The 17209-nt window shown below is 65.8% G+C and carries 17 protein-coding genes; 8 read left to right on the forward strand and 9 right to left on the reverse strand.

Annotation, left to right across the window (positions count from 1 at the left end):
• Positions 1–228: 228 nt before the first annotated feature.
• Positions 229–1506 (reverse strand): HRDC domain-containing protein, encoded by a 1278-nt coding sequence (locus tag AB0L63_RS21075; protein WP_364503308.1) that lies wholly within the window; start codon positions 1504–1506, stop codon positions 229–231.
• Between the two features lie 22 nt (positions 1507–1528).
• Complete coding sequence (locus AB0L63_RS21080; RefSeq protein ID WP_364503311.1) at positions 1529–2167, reverse strand: DUF3000 domain-containing protein; 639 nt, start codon at positions 2165–2167, stop codon at positions 1529–1531.
• An 84-nt stretch (positions 2168–2251) separates the two neighbouring features.
• Between AB0L63_RS21080 and hemE the strand changes: the two genes are divergently transcribed.
• The 6 genes from hemE (at position 2252) to hemQ (ending at position 8250) form a co-directional block, all read left to right on the forward strand.
• Positions 2252–3307, forward strand: a complete 1056-nt coding sequence (hemE, locus tag AB0L63_RS21085; RefSeq protein ID WP_364503314.1) for a uroporphyrinogen decarboxylase — start codon at positions 2252–2254, stop codon at positions 3305–3307.
• 56 nt (positions 3308–3363) lie between these two features.
• Positions 3364–3897: an aminodeoxychorismate synthase gene (locus AB0L63_RS21090; protein WP_364503317.1), complete on the forward strand. Its 534-nt coding sequence runs from the start codon at positions 3364–3366 to the stop codon at positions 3895–3897.
• 226 nt (positions 3898–4123) lie between these two features.
• A complete protein-coding gene (locus tag AB0L63_RS21095; RefSeq protein WP_364503320.1) occupies positions 4124–5482 on the forward strand; it encodes a protoporphyrinogen oxidase in 1359 nt (452 codons plus the stop codon).
• A gap of 269 nt (positions 5483–5751) precedes the next feature.
• On the forward strand, positions 5752–6222 hold the full coding sequence (locus AB0L63_RS21100; RefSeq protein ID WP_364503323.1) for an Rrf2 family transcriptional regulator: 471 nt from the start codon (positions 5752–5754) through the stop codon (positions 6220–6222).
• Positions 6219–7457, forward strand: coding sequence for a globin domain-containing protein (locus tag AB0L63_RS21105; RefSeq protein ID WP_364503326.1), 1239 nt, complete (start codon positions 6219–6221; stop codon positions 7455–7457). The genes AB0L63_RS21100 and AB0L63_RS21105 overlap by 4 nt, the downstream gene beginning before the upstream one ends.
• A 97-nt stretch (positions 7458–7554) precedes the next feature.
• The gene (hemQ, locus tag AB0L63_RS21110; protein ID WP_364503329.1) at positions 7555–8250 is read left to right on the forward strand and encodes a hydrogen peroxide-dependent heme synthase; all 696 of its coding nucleotides are present in this window, start codon (positions 7555–7557) and stop codon (positions 8248–8250) included.
• Between the two features lie 122 nt (positions 8251–8372).
• Here the strand turns inward: hemQ and msrB are convergent, their stop codons facing one another.
• The 4 genes from msrB to AB0L63_RS21130 form a co-directional block, all read right to left on the reverse strand.
• On the reverse strand, positions 8373–8816 hold the full coding sequence (gene msrB / locus AB0L63_RS21115) for a peptide-methionine (R)-S-oxide reductase MsrB (RefSeq protein WP_364503332.1): 444 nt from the start codon (positions 8814–8816) through the stop codon (positions 8373–8375).
• Positions 8817–8863: 47 nt separating this feature from the next.
• Positions 8864–10207, reverse strand: a complete 1344-nt coding sequence (locus AB0L63_RS21120; protein ID WP_364503335.1) for a glycosyltransferase family 87 protein — start codon at positions 10205–10207, stop codon at positions 8864–8866.
• Between the two features lie 127 nt (positions 10208–10334).
• Positions 10335–11891 carry an alpha/beta hydrolase gene (locus AB0L63_RS21125; RefSeq protein ID WP_364503338.1) on the reverse strand — a complete coding sequence of 519 codons (1557 nt, stop codon included), beginning with the start codon at positions 11889–11891 and terminating at the stop codon, positions 10335–10337.
• Positions 11892–11923: 32 nt separating this feature from the next.
• The gene (locus AB0L63_RS21130; RefSeq protein ID WP_364503341.1) at positions 11924–12685 is read right to left on the reverse strand and encodes a pyrimidine reductase family protein; all 762 of its coding nucleotides are present in this window, start codon (positions 12683–12685) and stop codon (positions 11924–11926) included.
• A 35-nt stretch (positions 12686–12720) separates the two neighbouring features.
• Between AB0L63_RS21130 and zapE the strand changes: the two genes are divergently transcribed.
• Both zapE and AB0L63_RS21140 read left to right on the forward strand, forming a co-directional pair.
• On the forward strand, positions 12721–13737 hold the full coding sequence (zapE, locus tag AB0L63_RS21135; RefSeq protein ID WP_364503344.1) for a cell division protein ZapE: 1017 nt from the start codon (positions 12721–12723) through the stop codon (positions 13735–13737).
• Between the two features lie 56 nt (positions 13738–13793).
• Positions 13794–14588: a tyrosine-protein phosphatase gene (locus AB0L63_RS21140; protein WP_364503347.1), complete on the forward strand. Its 795-nt coding sequence runs from the start codon at positions 13794–13796 to the stop codon at positions 14586–14588.
• A gap of 1 nt (position 14589) precedes the next feature.
• Here AB0L63_RS21140 and AB0L63_RS21145 read toward each other — a convergent pair whose 3' ends face one another.
• The 3 genes from AB0L63_RS21145 to AB0L63_RS21155 form a co-directional block, all read right to left on the reverse strand.
• Positions 14590–15081 carry a MarR family transcriptional regulator gene (locus AB0L63_RS21145; protein WP_364503350.1) on the reverse strand — a complete coding sequence of 164 codons (492 nt, stop codon included), beginning with the start codon at positions 15079–15081 and terminating at the stop codon, positions 14590–14592.
• A 75-nt stretch (positions 15082–15156) separates the two neighbouring features.
• Positions 15157–15921, reverse strand: a complete 765-nt coding sequence (locus AB0L63_RS21150; RefSeq protein ID WP_364503353.1) for an ABC transporter permease subunit — start codon at positions 15919–15921, stop codon at positions 15157–15159.
• A gap of 41 nt (positions 15922–15962) precedes the next feature.
• Complete coding sequence (locus AB0L63_RS21155; protein WP_364503356.1) at positions 15963–16850, reverse strand: ABC transporter ATP-binding protein; 888 nt, start codon at positions 16848–16850, stop codon at positions 15963–15965.
• Positions 16851–17209: the final 359 nt, after the last annotated feature.

Here is a 17209-nt window from a genome sequence, read left to right on the forward strand (position 1 = left end):
GGGTTCGGTAGGCGGTGGTCGTTCCGCAGTGCCGGTCCGTTTCGGCGGTGCGTTGTCCCAGGGGGGGTGACGGCCGCACGCCGACGGCAGCCGTTTCGTCTGGATCCACGACACCCTGCCGCACGAACTCGCCGACGCATTCGGCGTGTCCATGGAAGAGGGCCTGCGAGTGTTCAAGCAGACCGTCGAGAATGCGGTCTCGACTATGCCCTGAAGTCGAGGCGCGGCCTACTCGTCGGAGGTCGGGGTCAAGGCGGCGGCGAGCCGGGGGATGGCGAGTTCGCGCTGCCACGGCCGGGCACCGCCCGACTTGAGGAATCCGTCGATCGTGGCGGATAGGTCGTCCGGCTCGCCGCCGCGGTCGTAATCGGGGAGTCCGTCCCAGCACAGACGGCGTACCAGGTCGGGGGACAGCAGATTCTCCACCGGAATCGCGTACTGGGTGGACAGTTCGCCCATCGCCGCGCGCGCTCGAACCAGCCGAGCCGCGGCGGCCGGATCGCGGCGCTCCCAGCGGTTCACCGGCGGCGGTCCTTCGAACGGTTGGGTCAGGGGTGGCAGGTCGGTATCCAAGAGGGTGCGCCCACGGTCGATGGCGGCAAGCCAGTCACGGGAGTAGCGGCGTTGGCGTGGCCCACCGAAGACCGGCAGTGTGCGCAGTTGGGCGATCGTGCGCGGTTCGGCATTCGCGGCGGCGACGATCGCGGCGTCCGGGAGAATGCGGGCGGGTGCGATATCACGGGTGCGGGCAAGGGTATCCCTGGTGTTCCACAGTTCGCGCACGATGGCCAGTTGGCGGGTGCGGCGCAAGGTGTGGATGCCAGAGGTACGCCGCCAGCGGTCGGCCTTCGGCGTACCGGGTTCCGTGATCCGGACATGCTCGAATTCCTGTGCGGCCCAGTCGGTCTTGTGCTGGGCACCGAGCGAGGTCGCCACCTCGTCGCGCAGCTCGAGCAGCAATTCGACATCGAGTGCCGCGTAGTTCAGCCAATCATCGGGTAGCGGCCGGGTCGACCAGTCGGCCGCTCCGTGACCCTTGCGCAGCGCCCGGCCGAGCAGCCGCTCCACCATGGCCGCCAGTCCGACGCGCTCGAAACCGGCCAGTCGGCCACCCAATTCGGTGTCGAACAGTCGCGCGGGGCGCAGACCGAGTTCAGCGAGTCCGGGCAGATCCTGATCGGCCGAATGCAGTACCCACTCCAGATCGTTGATCGCGGTGGCCAGCGGTGCGAGCGCATCGGCGACCGGAATCGGATCGATCAAGAAAGTGCCCGCGCCCGCGCGCCGCAACTGGATCAGATATGCACGTGCCGAGTACCGGAAACCGGAGGCGCGTTCGGCATCGACGGCCAGCGGACCGGTGCCTGCCGCGAGCCGAGCGGCGGCATCGGCGACCTCATCGGCGGTGACGAGCACGGGCGGCACACCGTCGGCAGGCACGAGCAGCGGTTCCGCTGTGCTTTCTGGTGGTGTGTTGCTTTGCTCGGACTCGTCTGCTAACGGCATAAACCTGAACTTTACGTGGCGATCAGGTGTGGTCGTTGCTGGTATACGACTCCGGTCGCAGATGGGTGATTCCAGCGGGTGGCAAACCGGCCGCATAGGCCAGCACTTCGCAGAAGCCTTCCACATGCGGGCGCATGTCGGTGGTGATCGCGGTCCAGGAGGCGCGCAGCTCCAATTGGTGTGCGCGCGGTGGTCCGGCGATATCGCCGTAGCGCACCGAACTGGTGGAGGTGACGGTGCCGCCGAGTGCGGTGAACGGTTCGGCGCGGGATTCGAGTGCGTCGACCAGCCAGCTCCAGGCGACCTCCGGCAGCAGCGGGTCGGTGGCCAATGCGGCATCGATATCGGCCTGGATGTAGGCGACCAAGCGGAAGACACCGTGCCAGGCCTCGGCGCCTTCGGGATCGTGCAGCAGGATCAGCCTGCCGAAGGCGTCGCCCTCGGAATCGACCGGCACCACATTTGTTTCGGGGTGTTTGACTTCCGCGCCCAGTGCGTACGAAAACGGTGCCAGGCGTTGTGGGGGTCGGATCGGTGCCAGCTCGATTCGAGGGTGCACGGTTGCGGTACCCATCGCATCGACCGCGGCGCGAAACTGAGCTGGCTCGCCGTTGGGTCCTTCGGTCGGTGCGGCTCCGTCGCGGAAGTCGAGCGGTGTCACGGAATCGACGGTAGACCTTGTGTGCCTCGCGCAGTCGGAGGCGCGCCGCTAGCGGGCCCTGCGGGCCGCATACGATAGGCGGTGATGAACACTCAGACCCGCCGCCGGTTGACCGATGCCCCGTTCCTGGCCGCCGCCACTGGCGCCGCACCGAGCCGTCGTCCGGTGTGGTTCATGCGACAAGCCGGTCGGTCGCTGCCCGAGTACCGGGAACTGCGCAAGGGCATCGGCATGTTGGAGTCGTGCTTCGATCCGGAGCTGGTGTGTGAGATCACCATGCAACCGATCCGGCGCCACGGTGTCGATGCGGCGATCTTGTTCTCCGACATCGTCGTTCCGCTCAAGGCCGCTGGTATCGATCTCGATATCGTGGCCGGCGTCGGGCCGGTGATCGCCGCGCCGGTGCGCACCATCGCGGACGTGCGCGCGCTGCCGCGGCTGCGGCCCGAAGAGGTGGGCGCGGTGACCGACGGGGTGAAGCTGCTGACCGACGCGCTCGGCGACACACCGCTGATCGGCTTCGCAGGTGCGCCGTTCACGCTGGCGTCGTACCTGGTCGAGGGTGGTCCGAGTAAGAATCACGAGCGCACCAAGGCGATGATGCACGCCGACCCGGTGACGTGGCATGAGTTGCTCGGCGTTCTGACCGATATCACCATCGCTTTCCTGCAGGCGCAGTTGGCCGCCGGCGTGGACGCGGTGCAGTTGTTCGATTCCTGGGCCGGTGCGCTTTCGCTGGCCGACTATCGCGAATTCGTGCTGCCGCATTCGGAGCGAGTATTCGCGGAGGTCGCCGCCGCCGGGGTGCCGCGGATCCACTTCGGCGTCGGGACCGGTGAACTGCTCGGTGCGATGGGGGAGGCGGGCGCCGATGTCGTCGGCGTCGATTGGCGGGTGCCGCTGACCGAGGCGGTGCGGCGGGTCGGACCCGGAAAAGCGTTGCAGGGCAACCTGGATCCCGCTGTTCTGTTCGCCGGGTCCGCCGCCATCGAAGCCGAGGCGCGGCGCATCGCACATGAGGCCGATGAGGCGATCACGATGGGCGCGGCCGGCCATATCTTCAACCTCGGACACGGTGTGCTGCCCGATACCGATCCCGGCGCGCTGACCGCCCTGGTGCAACTCGTCCACGAGCTGTGACGGATTAGTCGTGGCTGCTGATCCGCGGCCGACCTGTGCTGTTGGGTAGGAGTCCGGTGATCGAGGAGATTGCGGGTCGGATCGCCACCACTGCGCCGCGACTCGGTTCGATCCGCCTGGTGGCGGTAGACGGACCGGCCGGGGCCGGAAAGTCGACGTTCGCAGCGTCTTTGGCGGTGTTGTGCGATGCGCAGGTGGTGCATACCGACGACTTCGCCGACGGAAACAACGAACTCCCGGGGTGGGCACGGCTGGAGGAGCAAGTGCTCGAGCCGATCGCGCAGGGTCGCCCCGGCCGATATCAGCGATTCGACTGGGATGAGCGGGCTTTGGCCGAATGGCACGATGTCGTGCCCGGGGGAGTGCTCATTCTCGAAGGCGTCTCCTCGGCCCGCGCCGCCGTCCGCGATCGGCTATCGCTGGCGGTCTGGATCGACACACCCCGCGCGCTGCGTCTGGCACGCGGTCTCGAACGTGACGGTGCCCACACCCTGCCCCTGTGGGAGCAATGGATGGCAGCCGAAGACGAGCACTTCGCCACCGACCACACCCGAGACCAGGCAGACCTGATCATCTTCGGTGCGGCCTGACCGCCTCCACAAGCGGATGACGGTGTCGCACAACCGGCAGCTGCCTCGCAGGTTGCACCTGCTGCGCGGCAGTTGATGGTCGTGTGACAGCGCAATTTCGGGAGGTCGGGTTCGCTCTGGCCGAGCGTCAGGTGGTTGCCGTAGGAATACGGTGTGGATGGTGTGCTCGGTCACGAAGACGAGGGTCGTGGGCGGTGCGAATTCGCGGGAGAGTTACGGTCGCGACATGAGAATCGCGGTGGTCGGTGGCGGGATCAGCGGGCTTGTCGCGGCATACCGGTTACGAGGGCTGCTGGGGGCGCGAGCGGAGATCGTGGTCATCGATCGGGGCGCGCGGCTGGGCGGAATTCTGTACACCGGCGAATTGGCCGGGGAGCCTTTGGATCTCGGGGCGGAGGCGTTCGTCGGGCGGCGGCCGGAGGTGCCCGCGCTGCTGCGTGAGCTCCGGCTGGAGTCGCAGTTGGTGGTGCCCGCGGGGTTGCGGCCGCTGGTCTGGGCGCAGGGAAGCGCGCATCCGCTGCCGGAACGCACATTGATGGGCATTCCGTCCGATGCCGAGTCGATGCGCGGATTGGTCGATGCCGAGACGCTCGAGCGGATCGATGCGGAGTCGCGGCGGCCGCTGGCCTGGTATCCGGACGCCGACATCGATGTCTACAGCCTGGTCGCCGACCGGTTCGGCGCACAGGTCGCCGAGCGCAGCGTCGATCCGCTGCTCGGTGGCGTCTATGCGGGCAGTTCGCGCTCCATCGGGGTGCGCGCCGCACTGCCGACCCTGGCCGCCGCCCTCGACAACGGTGCGTCGAGCCTCACCCAGGCGGTGGCCGCCGCCATGCCGCCACCCTCGAACGCGCCGGTTTTTGGTGGCCTTCGCGACGGCTACCGGGTCCTCTTGGACAGATTGGCCACGAAGTCCGGGGCGGAATTCGTCACCGCGACCTCGGCCACCCATCTGACCCGCGCGACCCATGGCTGGGTACTCGAACCGGTCGGCGCGGTGGACGCGGTGGTGCTTGCGACACCCGCTCCGGTGACCGCGAACCTGCTGCGTCCCTTCGCGCCCGCCGCCGCGTCGGCCGCCGCTGGCATCGAACTGTCCTCGTCCGTCGTTGTGGCCCTTGCTCTTCCGTGTGACACCGCACTGCCACAGAACTCCGGCATCCTGGTCGCAACGGGAGAACCTTTGCGTGCCAAGGCCTTCACGTTGTCGAGTCGCAAGTGGACCCATCTCGCCATACGTGAAACCGCCGCCGTCCGAGTCTCATTCGGCAAATTCGGCGACGACTCCACGCAAACGTGGTCCGACGCCGACCTGATCGCGGCCGCCACCGAAGACCTCGCCGCCGTCACCGGCGCCACCATCGAACCGATCTCCGCCGTAGTGCAACGCTGGCCCGGCGGCCTCGCCCAATATGCCCCTGGCCACCTCGACCGCGTCGCCGAAATCGAATCCACCACAGCCGATTTCGACGGACTCGCCATAGCAGGCGCCTACCTCCACGGCGTCGGCGTCCCCGCCTGCGTCGCCTCCGGCACCGCCGCCGCCCACCGCATATCCGCCGCCCTGACCCATACCGTGCCCTGATCGAGTCCGACGCGACGCGACCGCGATTCCGGGGATTGCCGCTACGGGGTAGCAATAGCCGGTTACCGGCATGGGCAACCGGGCCGGCGGGCCGGGATGCGGCGCAGGTGTTCGCTCAGATGCCAGGCATGTGATGTGCATCCCGCGCAAAGGTGACAGGTCCGGTAACGGGGCATTGTCCCTGGACCAAAAACCGCACAATATCGCGTAATTAAGGACACCGTCGCTGGGGGATGTGGCGGTGGTTGCCCGCCGGTAGCGTCGAGCTCATGCAGCTCTCACGGTTCACCGATATCGGCTTACGGGCCATCATGCGGTTGGCGGTGAGTGACGAGGCCGACGGCCGGGTGACGACACGACTCATCGCACGGCAAGTGAATGCTTCCGAACACCACGTGGCCAAGGCGGTTTCTCGACTGATCGATCTCGGCCTGGTGCAGGCACAGCGCGGTCGCACGGGAGGGTTGTTTCTCACCGAGGCCGGGCGCTCGGTCTCGATCGGGTGGTTGATCCGAGAACTGGAGGGGGATCGGGAGGTGGTCGTCTGCGAAGGCGACTATCCGTGCCCGCTGGTGAGCGGTTGCCGGTTACGCCGGGCGCTGGCCGAGGCCAAGCAGGCGTTCTACCGGGAATTGAATCGGTACACCCTCGAGGAACTCGTCGACGCGCCGACGGCCGGATTGCTGCGTCTGCTCGCCACATCTGCGGCGGGCGGTTCTGTGAACAAGGAGTTGTCATGAACAGCACGGTCCGTAGCGAACCGGAACTCGAAGCACATCACGCTGAAGTGATCCGCGCCACATTGCCTTTGGTCGGCGCGCAGGTGGATGCGATCACCACGGTGTTCTATCGAACCTTGTTCGGCAACCATCCCGAACTGATCCGCGACGTGTTCAATCGCGGCAACCAGTCGCAGGGCTCCCAGGCCCGGGCCTTGGCCGCATCCATCGCGACCTTCGCCACGTATCTGGTCGACCCGCAACTCCCGCATCCGGCCGCCATGCTCGCGCGTATCGGCCATAAGCACGCCTCGCTCGGCATCACCGCCGAGCAGTACCAAATCGTGCACGACAACCTGTTCGCTGCCATCGTGGAGGTGCTCGGCGCGGACGTCGTCACCGCGCCGGTAGCGGCGGCCTGGGATCGCGTCTATTGGCTGATGGCCGACATGTTGATCGACTTGGAGAAGCAGCTCTACGTGGCGGCCGGGGTCGAGCCGGGCGATGTGTTCCGGGATGTCACCGTTATCGACCGCACCAACGAATCGTCGTCCGGTGTCGCTGTCTTCACCGTCGAATCCGCCGATTCGTCCGCACCACTGCCGAGTTTTCTACCAGGCCAATACATTTCGGTCGGCGTGCGGCTACCTGATGGCGCCAGGCAGTTGCGTCAGTACAGTTTGGTGAATGCGCCGGGCGAGGGCATGCTGTCCTTCGCGGTGAAACGGATCGATGCCGGAGACGGTTGCCCGGCGGGCGAGGTCTCGTCATGGCTGCACCAGACCGTGCGGCCCGGCGACACACTGGAGGTCACGCTCCCGTTCGGCGATATCGTCATCGACACCGCGGCTACCACCCCGCTGGTGCTGATCTCGGCCGGTATCGGCGCGACACCGATGATCGGAATCCTCGAACACCTCGCGGTCAACAGCCCGGACCGGCGCACCGTCGTGCTGCACGCCGATCGTTCCCCGCAGACGCATCCGTTGCGGGCGCGTCTGCGGGAGCTCGGCACCCGGCTGCGCGCCACCACGGTCGAGCTCTGGTACGAGCAGGACGCCGAGGGCGCCCATCACGGGCTCCTCGACCTGTCACTGGTCGACCTGCCCACCGACGCCGATATCCATGTCTGCGGCGGTCCCGGGTTCCTGGAGTCGGTGCGTGCACAGGTGCTGGCAGTCGGGGTGCCCGAGGAACGCATCCACATCGAGCAGTTCACGCCGACCGACTGGCGTGTGGACGCCTGCCCGGTGTAATACGCAATCTGCTCGCGCCGGAAACCGCGGCGCGAGCATCCGCGTCGGGACGGCCCGGGCGGAGATCCGAACCAACCGCAGTGGCACGATAGGAATCATGGCGCGACTCGATTATCAAGCACTCAATTCCACCATCCGCTACCTGATGTTCTCGGTGTTCCAGGTGCAGCCGGGGGTGCTGGGGGACGACCGTGCGGCCGCCATCAAGGAGGCGCGGGCGTTCTTCGATGGGCTCGCTGAGCGCGACGTCGTGGTGCGCGGCATCTACGACGTCGCGGGAATGCGCGCCGATGCCGACTTCATGATCTGGACGCATGCCGAACGGGTCGAGGACCTGCAGTCGGCGTACGCGGATTTCCGGCGCACCACCGAACTGGGCCGAGCCAGCGCGCCGGTCTGGAGCAATGTGGCGCTGCATCGGCCCGCCGAATTCAATAAGAGCCACATCCCGGCGTTCCTGGCCGGTGAGGATCCGGGCAACTACATCTGCGTCTACCCGTTCGTACGCTCCTACGAGTGGTATCTGCTCCCCGACGACGAGCGCCGCAAGATGCTCGCCGACCACGGCAAGGCCGCACGTAACTACCCGGATGTGCGTGCCAACACCGTGAGCTCCTTCGCTCTCGGTGATTACGAATGGATTCTGGCCTTCGAGGCCCCGGAGCTGGATCGCATCGTCGATCTCATGCGCGACCTGCGCGCCACCGAGGCCCGCCGGCACGTCCGCGAAGAGGTCCCCTTCTTCACCGGCCCGCGCGTCGAAATCGAAAAACTCATCGCCGCGCTCCCCTGATCGAGGGACCGGCCTGGTCCAGGGGCCGGCCCTATCACCGGCCGCTCGCGCATGCCCTAGTTTTTCGGGGCGTGCGCAACAAGCCGGTCGGTCTGTATCTTTCGTTCGGCGCCACAGTCGCTCTACTCCACTGCACTGCCCGAGGGGTGCAGCTGCAGGGCGATGGAGTTGATGCAATAGCGCTTATCGGTGGGCGTGTTGTATCCCTCGCCCTCGAAGACGTGGCCGAGGTGGCTGTGGCAATTCGCACACAGCACTTCGACCCGGCGCATGCCAAGTGTGTCGTCGGAGCGCAGAATCACCGCCTCCGACTTGGCAGGGTCGAAGAACGACGGCCAACCGCAATGCGAATCGAATTTCTCGGTGCTGCGGAACAACTCGGCCCCGCACGCCCGGCACATGTAGACACCCTCGACCTTGGTGTCGGTGTATTCGCCGGTGAACGGACGTTCGGTCGCGGCCTGTCGCAGCACCGCGTATTCCTCCGGATTCAGCTTGGCCTTCCACTCTTGCGGGGTCAGCTGGATCCGGGGCGCGGGTAGGGACGTGTCGGCGTCAGAACTCATTGCTCCACGCTAATAGGTTTTCGACGCCTGCGCCGACTGCTCCGTCGTTACCTGAATGCACTCGCCCGCGGTTCGTCCCGCAATTGGCCGCCATTCGTCGCCGCGTCGAGAGTGCTTTCCTTTGCCGTCTCAGGCTCAACCGGCCGCGGCGCGTCCCCGGCATCCCGCGAATTCGGCGCCGAGCGCATCCACTCCGGATCGATTCCGAATTGCAGCCGACCTTCCCGGCGCGCCGCCAGATACCGATCGACGAGCACGCAGGCGATGACGATCAGCAGCAGACCCCAACCGAAGGTGATGCGCAGATACTCCAGATCGCGCCCGAGGCCCTGCCAGCGATCCGAAAGCCACTTGTCGTAGGACATGAATCCGAATACCGCCAGCCACGCCGGCCAGTTCCGCATCACCGAATTGCGCAGCACCACCGACATCAGCAGCGGGAACAGCATCATCGAGTAATACATCTGCCCCAGCGAGGACAGCAGGAAAAACGCGGTCATCAGCACACCGGAGGAGGTCGTCACGAAAAACAGTTCGTCCTCGCGGTAGTAGCGGTACAGCAGCCACAGCGTGATCGCGACGGCGACGCCCATGATGATCCTGATGCCCCAGGTCAGCCACAACGGCAGACCGTAATACGCGGCATTGCCGACGATCGCGCTGTTGAAGTAGTCCCGGGATTCGAAGAGGTAGCGCGCCGTCCTGGTGAAGAACTGGTCGGCGTCCTTCGACAGCGGCCAGGCGATCGCGGTGAGCGCCAGCGGGACACCGACGGCGGTGTAGAACACCTTCCACTGCCCGCGCGCCGCCGCGATCAGAACCAGCGGTGCGAGCGTCGGTTTCACCGCGATACTCAAACCCAATATCGCACCGGCCCACAGGTCCCGTCGCGCGAGCAGCAGCATGATGAAGGCCACCTCGGCCAGCAGTATGCAGCCGTTCACGTTGGTGAAAACCAGTGTGTTGATGACGGTTTCGGAGCTGAACATGGCCAGCAGCAGCACCGGCGCCGCCACCGACGACACCGTGAATTTGAACAGCTTGAGCAGCAGATACCAGGCCAGGATGATGGCGGTCGCGTTCAGCAGGATGAAGCACCAGCGCGACTTCTCCGGATCGATCAGCGCCAGTGGCGCGATCAGCAGTGTGCCGCTCGGCGGATACAGGTAGTGCGGATCCACCATGTTGTAATTCGCCGTGTACACCGGTCGGTGGTTGAGGAATGCCAACGACGCGTTGTAGACCGGTTTGAAGTCATCGGTGATGAACCCGTTGACTGCCTTGATGAAGACCCGGTTGAGCACAGTCATGACCGCGAGGGGCCAGAGTGCGAACTTGATCACCTCGGCGGTGGTGCGAGCGGTGCGAGGCTCGAGCTGTCGAAGTAACACTGGGGCACGGTACACCGGATCCGCACGCGACGTTTGCCGGGACCTACCCGGCGCGCCCCTTCAGGGGAAATGACTGCGCCTCGCTAGCGCTCGGCTCCTAAAAGGGCTGCGCCTTCGCTGCGCTCGCTCATGCGGGGCATGCCGTTCCATCAGCGGGCAGCTTGGCGTCCTTCAGATAGTCGGTGAGAGCCCGCTGCGCACAACCGGAATGGGCGAAAACAGGATGTCCCCAACCCTGCCAGGCGATGGCGGCCTTGCGCGCGCCCGCGGCGCCGAGCGCACCGGTCACCGAGGCTTGACCGCCATCGCCGACCAACGGATCCGCGACCCCACCGAGGACGAGAACCGGCAGGTCCAGCTTCTCCGGCAGCGGCGGTGCGGCAGTGACCGGCCAGGCGACACATGCCATCATCCCGATCGCGGCCGACCGGCCGAAGACCGGATATTTGCTATCCCAGGTGTCCGCCAGTTCCTTGGCCTTGCTGGGGCTCGGCGGCAGCTGGTTATCGGTGCAGCGGTTGACGAACTGACCGTCGGCCGCGGTGGCGGCGGCTTCGCGCTGGATCAGCGCCCCGAGCGGGCCGCGATCGCCGCGGCCGGCGACCGAGAGCGCGTCGGCGAGTTCGGCGAGATGCGCGGATTGGTCGCGTGGACTGGTGAGGAAGCCCGACAAGCCGGTCAGCAGCGCATTCGCGGAAATATCACCGAGTCCGCCGCTGCTCGCCTTGCGTACCAGATCGATGATCGCCGCACGTGGGTCGGCGCCGAGTGAGCAACCGATTCCTGTGCAACGCTGGGCGAAGGCGGTAACCGCCGCCTCCGCGCCCTGGACGCGCTGTTCGGTGCGGGTAACGGCATCGGTGCTGACGGCCTCCGGTGAATCGAGCACCAGTCGCGCCAGGTGGTCGCCGAATTTCCGCGCGTAGCTGAGCGCGACCTTCGCGCCATTGCCCGAACCGAGTAGATCGATCCGATCGACCTGCCACTGCCTGCGCAGCTGCTCGATGTCATCGGCGGCGTGCTGTGCGTCGAAGGTGCCCTCATAGGGTTGCAGGAAGTCGCGGCAGGCGATGGTGGCGTCCTGGCTGTACCCGGTTACCGCTTCGACGGGATCGCTTGCGCCCGGCCCGAATTGCCCGTTATCGGCCAGACCGCGGCGGGCCTCGACGGTCATGCAGTCGATCGGTTGTGAGGTGCCGATACCGCGCCGGTCTACGGCGACGATGGGGCGACCGGCCAGCAGCCCGTTGCCCGCGCCGACGGCGAGCCCGGCCAGTGTCGCGGTGGAGGAGCGGTCCGAGCCGGAGGTGATGACCAGCGGCGCGACATCGGTCGGGGTATGCGCCAGCCGCGCCCGCATAGCGCCCGTGCGGAAGTTGCCGAGCACACCACCGGTCGAGTCGATCGGCGTGGTGTATTCAGCACAGTCCAGGACCAGGCCGGACGGCGCGGGGCCGAGGTCGAGTTGATCGAGCGTCGGTGTGGTGCAGTCGCGCCAGGTGAGATCGGTTTTGGGAACGCCGGCATCCGGCGTCGGCGCGATGACCGTGGTCGGGTGCGGAACCGCCCCGCCCTGCGGTCCGCGCTCGACGGCGACGCCGGGGCGATCGGAAGGTCCAGCACCGCATCCGGCGGTCATGATCGAGAGTGTCGATGCCAGCACGACGGCACGAGTCCAGCGCATGCGTTACAGCCTGCCAGGTTCGTGTGGTTTGTTCATGAACGGGTCCAGCGGGTCAGCATGGTGCCGTCGTCGTCGAGCAGGATATGCCTGCGCACCATCGGTACCCGGAACTCGTGTGCGGACAGCGAGATTCGGCGGGCGGTGCCGCCGACCAGGATCGGCGCGGTGGTGACGCACAGCTCGTCGACCGCATCGGCCTCGAGCAGCTCACCGAACAGATGCGGACCGCCCTCGCACAGCACGCGCCGCAGTCCGAGGTCGGCGAGGGTGTTGAGCAGGCCCTGCGGGGTGATCGCGACACCGCCCGCCTCGATCACGCGCGCGCCCACATCGGCGAGTTGCTGTTTGCGTTCCTCCGGCGCTGTGCTGGTTGTCAGGACCAGCGTCGGTACTTTGGTTTCGGTGAACAGTCGCGCACGCGGCTCCAGCGAAGCGCTCGCGGTGACCACGGCGATCGGTGGCGGTGCGCCGTCGCGATGTCCGCCGATGCCGCGGTCGTACAGTGCCTGCCGGAAGACCGGGTCCGTCCCCGCGCCACCGTAGTTCTCCGCCCGCGCGGTGCCCGCACCGACCACGATCACATCGGCCAATTGGCGCAGCATCATGAAGACGGTTTTGTCGGCGGGGGTGCCGAGGCCTTCGGAGAGATTGCCGCTGGTGGCGGAGCCATCGATGCTGGAGATGAAATTGGCACGGACCCAAGGGGCCCGGAGTTCGGTGGGGTAGGCGTATAGGTCGGCGAGCTCGTCCCGGCTCAGTCCTGTGAGCTGGATCGCATTGTGGACACGCTGCATGAAGAAAGATCACACCACGTCATTAGGCTTCCAGCATGCAAGAGCGCCTTGTCGATCGCCATCCGGAGGTTCCGGCGGACCAGTTGGTCGCACAGATGGTGCCACCGCCCATGTTCGACGAGGTCAGTTTCGCCTCCTACATTCCCGATCCCAAAGAGCCGACCCAGGCGGCCGCGGTTCGCAAGGCCGAGGATTTCGCCGGTCAGGTCGCCAAGATCCATCAGGCGGTGAACAGGAAGAGCCTGTTCGGGAAGAAGAAACCGATCAGTGGCGCGGGGCTCTACCTCGACGGCGGCTTCGGTGTCGGCAAGACCCACCTGCTGGCCTCCATCTTCCACAGTGCGCCTGCACCGAAATCCTTCGGCACCTTCGGTGAGCTCACCAACCTCGTTGGCGCACTTGGCTTCAACAATGCTCTCGACCGACTCGCGGCGAACAGCGCGCTGTGCATCGACGAATTCGAACTCGACGACCCCGGCGACACCATGCTGGTCTCGCGGCTGCTGACCGAGCTGTCGGCGCGCGGTGTCTCCATTGCCGCCACTTCCAACACCCTGCCCGGCCAGCTGGGGGAGGGGCGCTTCGCCGCCCAGGACTTCCTGCGCGAGATCAAGAAGCTCGGTTCGATCTTCGAGGCCGTGCGCGTCGACGGTCCGGACTACCGGCACCGCGATCTGCCGCCCGCGCCGGAACCCACCTCGCCAGAGCTGCTCACCGAACGTGCCACTGCCACACCGGGTTCCACGCTCGACGATTTCGACGCGCTGCTGAAGCATCTGAGCACGCTGCACCCGTCGAAGTACGGCGCGCTGATCTCCGGTGTGTCGTCGGTATTCATTTCGAATGTCCATCCGGTGACCGATCAGGCGGTCGCGCTGCGGATTGTCGTGCTGGCCGACCGGCTGTACGACGCGAGCGTTCCGGTCACGGTTTCGGGTGCGAAGCTGGACGAAATCTTCTCCAAGGAGATGCTCGACGGCGGGTACCGCAAGAAGTACCTGCGCGCGATCTCGCGTCTGCTGGCGCTTTCGCGCTTCGAGGTTGCCGTCTAGCGGATTGCCGCCGCTGACACCGAGGTGTCGTTCACTCCGATGATTGGAGCACCGTAATGGTCCGTCGTTCTGTTCGGATTCCGGTGGCGCTCGCCGCCGGTTTCACCGTCGCCTTCGGGCCGGTGGCAGGCGTCGCGCTGGCCGACCCGGTGAGCGTCGCTGATCCGGTCACCTTCGACCGCGCGCTGAACCTGCAGGGCGTGCGGAACGGCCGCGACGCGGGCGGCTACCACACCACCGACGGCCACTGGGTGCGCACCGGGCTGGTCTATCGCACCGGCCAGCTCGACAATGCGACGCCGGCCGATCTGGCTGTGCTGACGAACCGTCGGGTTCGCGTGGTCGACGATCTGCGCACCGTTTACGAGCGCACCATCGCGACCGACCGTGTCCCCGCCGGTGCGGTCGCGAACTGGAACGACGTCATCGGCCAGGCTCCGCCGCAAACCCTGGTCACCATCCTCACCGGCGGCAACGACCTGTACCGCGCGTTCATCACCGCGCCCGGCGCGAACGAAGCCGTTGCCTCGGTGCTGCGCGACATCATCGACACCGATGGCGCCGTGCTCTTCCACTGCACCGCGGGCAAGGACCGCACTGGCTGGACCTCCGCCGTCCTGCTGTCCATTCTCGGCGTGGACCGTGACACCGTCACGCAGGATTTCCTGCTGTCCAACCAGTACCGCAATGCCGGCCCGAACGATCCGCTCAACGGCGTCTCGGCCGCATGGCTGGATGCCGCCTTCGAGCAGGCGAACCAGAGCTACGGCAGTTTCGACAACTACGTCCGCGATGGCTTGCGATTGTCGGCCACCGATATCGCCAGACTGAAGGCGAAGCTGCTGGCCTGATTCAGCAGGGATGCTCCGCGTACCACCGATCGATCAAGGCCGGCAGCTCCTTACCCATCCATACGAAGAACTCGTGCATATCCCGAACCCGTTCGGCGCCAACACCGTTCGGGTCGTCGAATAGTGCGAGTCCGCGCGCGGTCATCTGGGTGAGGTCGGTGTACATGCTGCTCTGCTGACGGGTCAGCTCCGGCAGAATTCCGGGCCGGATCGAGTAGTAGTCCCTGCGATCGCCCGGCTTGGAGATCTTGTCCACCCAGCGCATGGTGACCAGCGTCTTCAATGCCGACGAAATGGAACCCTTGGACGCCTGCAGCACATCGGCGATCTCGCCGAAGGTCTGTTCCGGCGGATCGCTGACCAGCAACCACCCCACCGCTCGACCCGTCATCCGTACCAGGCCCATCCGCTCGAGTACAAGCGCGAAATCCTCGACGAATGCCAACTGTTGCGGAGTCGGCGCGGTTGTCTGCTCGTTGTCGGTGGTGCCCATCGGAGAAGTATCCCTTCCAGAATGTGGATAGCGGTAAACGGGGCGGACCGTGTCGGCCCGCCCCGTATCGGTCGATCAGACCGCCAGATCGCGGCGATCGAAGGCGCCCACCGCCATTACCAGGGCGACGGCGGCCACGACGGCCAGCACCGCCAGGTGGATACCGTTCCAGCCGTGCACCAGCGGCGCGCCGCCATTGGCCCAGTAGAAGGGTGACAGCTTGCGTACGAAGTCGCCACCGAGGTTATTTGCCAGATAGCCCGCCACCGCGAGCAGCGATGCCGAACCCAGTGTCACCGAACGCTTTCCGGTGGCCGCGCCGACCAGCAGCGTGATCGCGCCGACGACCAGTGCCAGCAGTCCCAGCCCCGCGCTGGCGGCCGTGATATTGCCGGTCGGGACACCCAGCCCACCCGCTTCGACCCCGGCGATCACGCTCAGGGTGAGCACGGTGGTGGCGATCGCGATCTGCACGGCCAGCGCGGCGAATCGCTGCAGCAACAGATTCATCCGGTTGATCGGTTGTGCGAGAAGCAGATCCAGCATCCCGTTCTCTTCCTGCGCCACCGAACGGCTCGCGGAGATGACCGCGAAGATCAGCATCAGCAGCAGACCCATCAGCGAATACACTGTCGCATTCAGATATCCACTGGCGCTGGCGAAATCGCTGATGCCCATGGCTTCGTACATCTTGTTCTGTTTGATATCGAGTGTGCCCTGCTCCTTCAGCGACTGGTAGGAGGGCAGATACATCATCGGAATGATGGCGAAGCCGATCGACCAGCCGAGCAGGCCGCGCCGCTGTTCTTTCAATGTCTGGGTGAGGACCGATCGAGTCATGGCGAATTCTCCTGTGCGATAAACGTTTCGGGTGATGGGGATCAACGGCCGTAGCTGCTGAAGAAGATTTGTTCGAGATCCGGCTCCGTGGACAGCACGCTCATCAGTTGGTATTTCGCGGCCATCTTGAACAGACCGTCGACCTCGCCTTCGGTGGTGCAGCGCAAGGTTCTTCCGTCGACGGTCAGATCGCGCACGCCGGGCAGTCTGGCGAAGTCGTCGCCGAAAATGTCTTCGCCGAAGACCAATTCGACCGAGCGCGGCGAACGCCGGCGCAGATCCTCGACATTCTCGCTGCCGAGCAGTTGGCCGGCCCGCATGATGACCGCCCGATCCGCGGTCTGCTGCACCTCGCTGAGAATGTGCGAGGACATGAACACCGTCTGCCCGTTGCGCTTGGCCGCGCCGACCAGATCCAGAAAGCGTTGCTGCAGTAGCGGGTCCAGCCCGGAGGTGGGTTCGTCGAGAATCAGCAGATCCGGATCGTGCATGAACGCGGCGATTATGCCGACCTTCTGCTTATTGCCCTTGGACATCGCGCCGACCTTCTTGGACAGATCCAGATCCAGTAGATCGGCGAGGTCGGCGATCCGCTTCGGTGCGACATCACCACGTAGATCGGCGAGGAAGGTGAGCAGGTCACGTGCGGTATTGCGACCTTCGATCGCGAGTTCGCCCGGCAGGTATCCGATGCGCTTGCGCAATTGCGCACCGCCGACGCGTGGCTCGATGCCGAGCACCTCGACCCGGCCCGCGGTCGGTCGGATCAGATCCAGCAGGATGCGGATGGTGGTCGACTTGCCTGAGCCATTGGGCCCGAGGAATCCGAACACCTCGCCCTGGTCGACCTCGAGGTTCAGCTCGGTGAGTGCGACATGTTTGCCGTAGTGCCTGGTCAGGCCCTCGGTGCGGATCGCGGCGGTGGTCATGATGCTCCTTCGAGAAGGTTTCTAGTTCCGACATGTTCTGTAAGAACTGATGTGTTCAGTAAAGACTGAACTTGCAGAACTTGTCAACCCATCGTTCGGATGCGATCCGGACATGACGACATTCGAGACCTGGGACGGGCTGGAGTTCAACTACCGCCTGTGGGAGGCGAAGGCATCCCGGTCGTGCTGCACACGGGGGTGTGGCAGTTCACGGTCTTGCGCCAGAACGTGGCGTAGATGGGCGCAGTCGGGTGGCGGCGAAAACCAAGCTGCCAGTCGCGCCGAGTCCGATCGACTCGCGTCCGCACTATCCGACGCTGCGTTGCGGATCGTGCCCGGCGATCACCTGAGGGCCGTGG

This window comes from Nocardia sp. NPDC051990 (assembly GCF_040680755.1).
In the GTDB taxonomy this organism is placed as follows: Bacteria; Actinomycetota; Actinomycetes; order Mycobacteriales; family Mycobacteriaceae; genus Nocardia.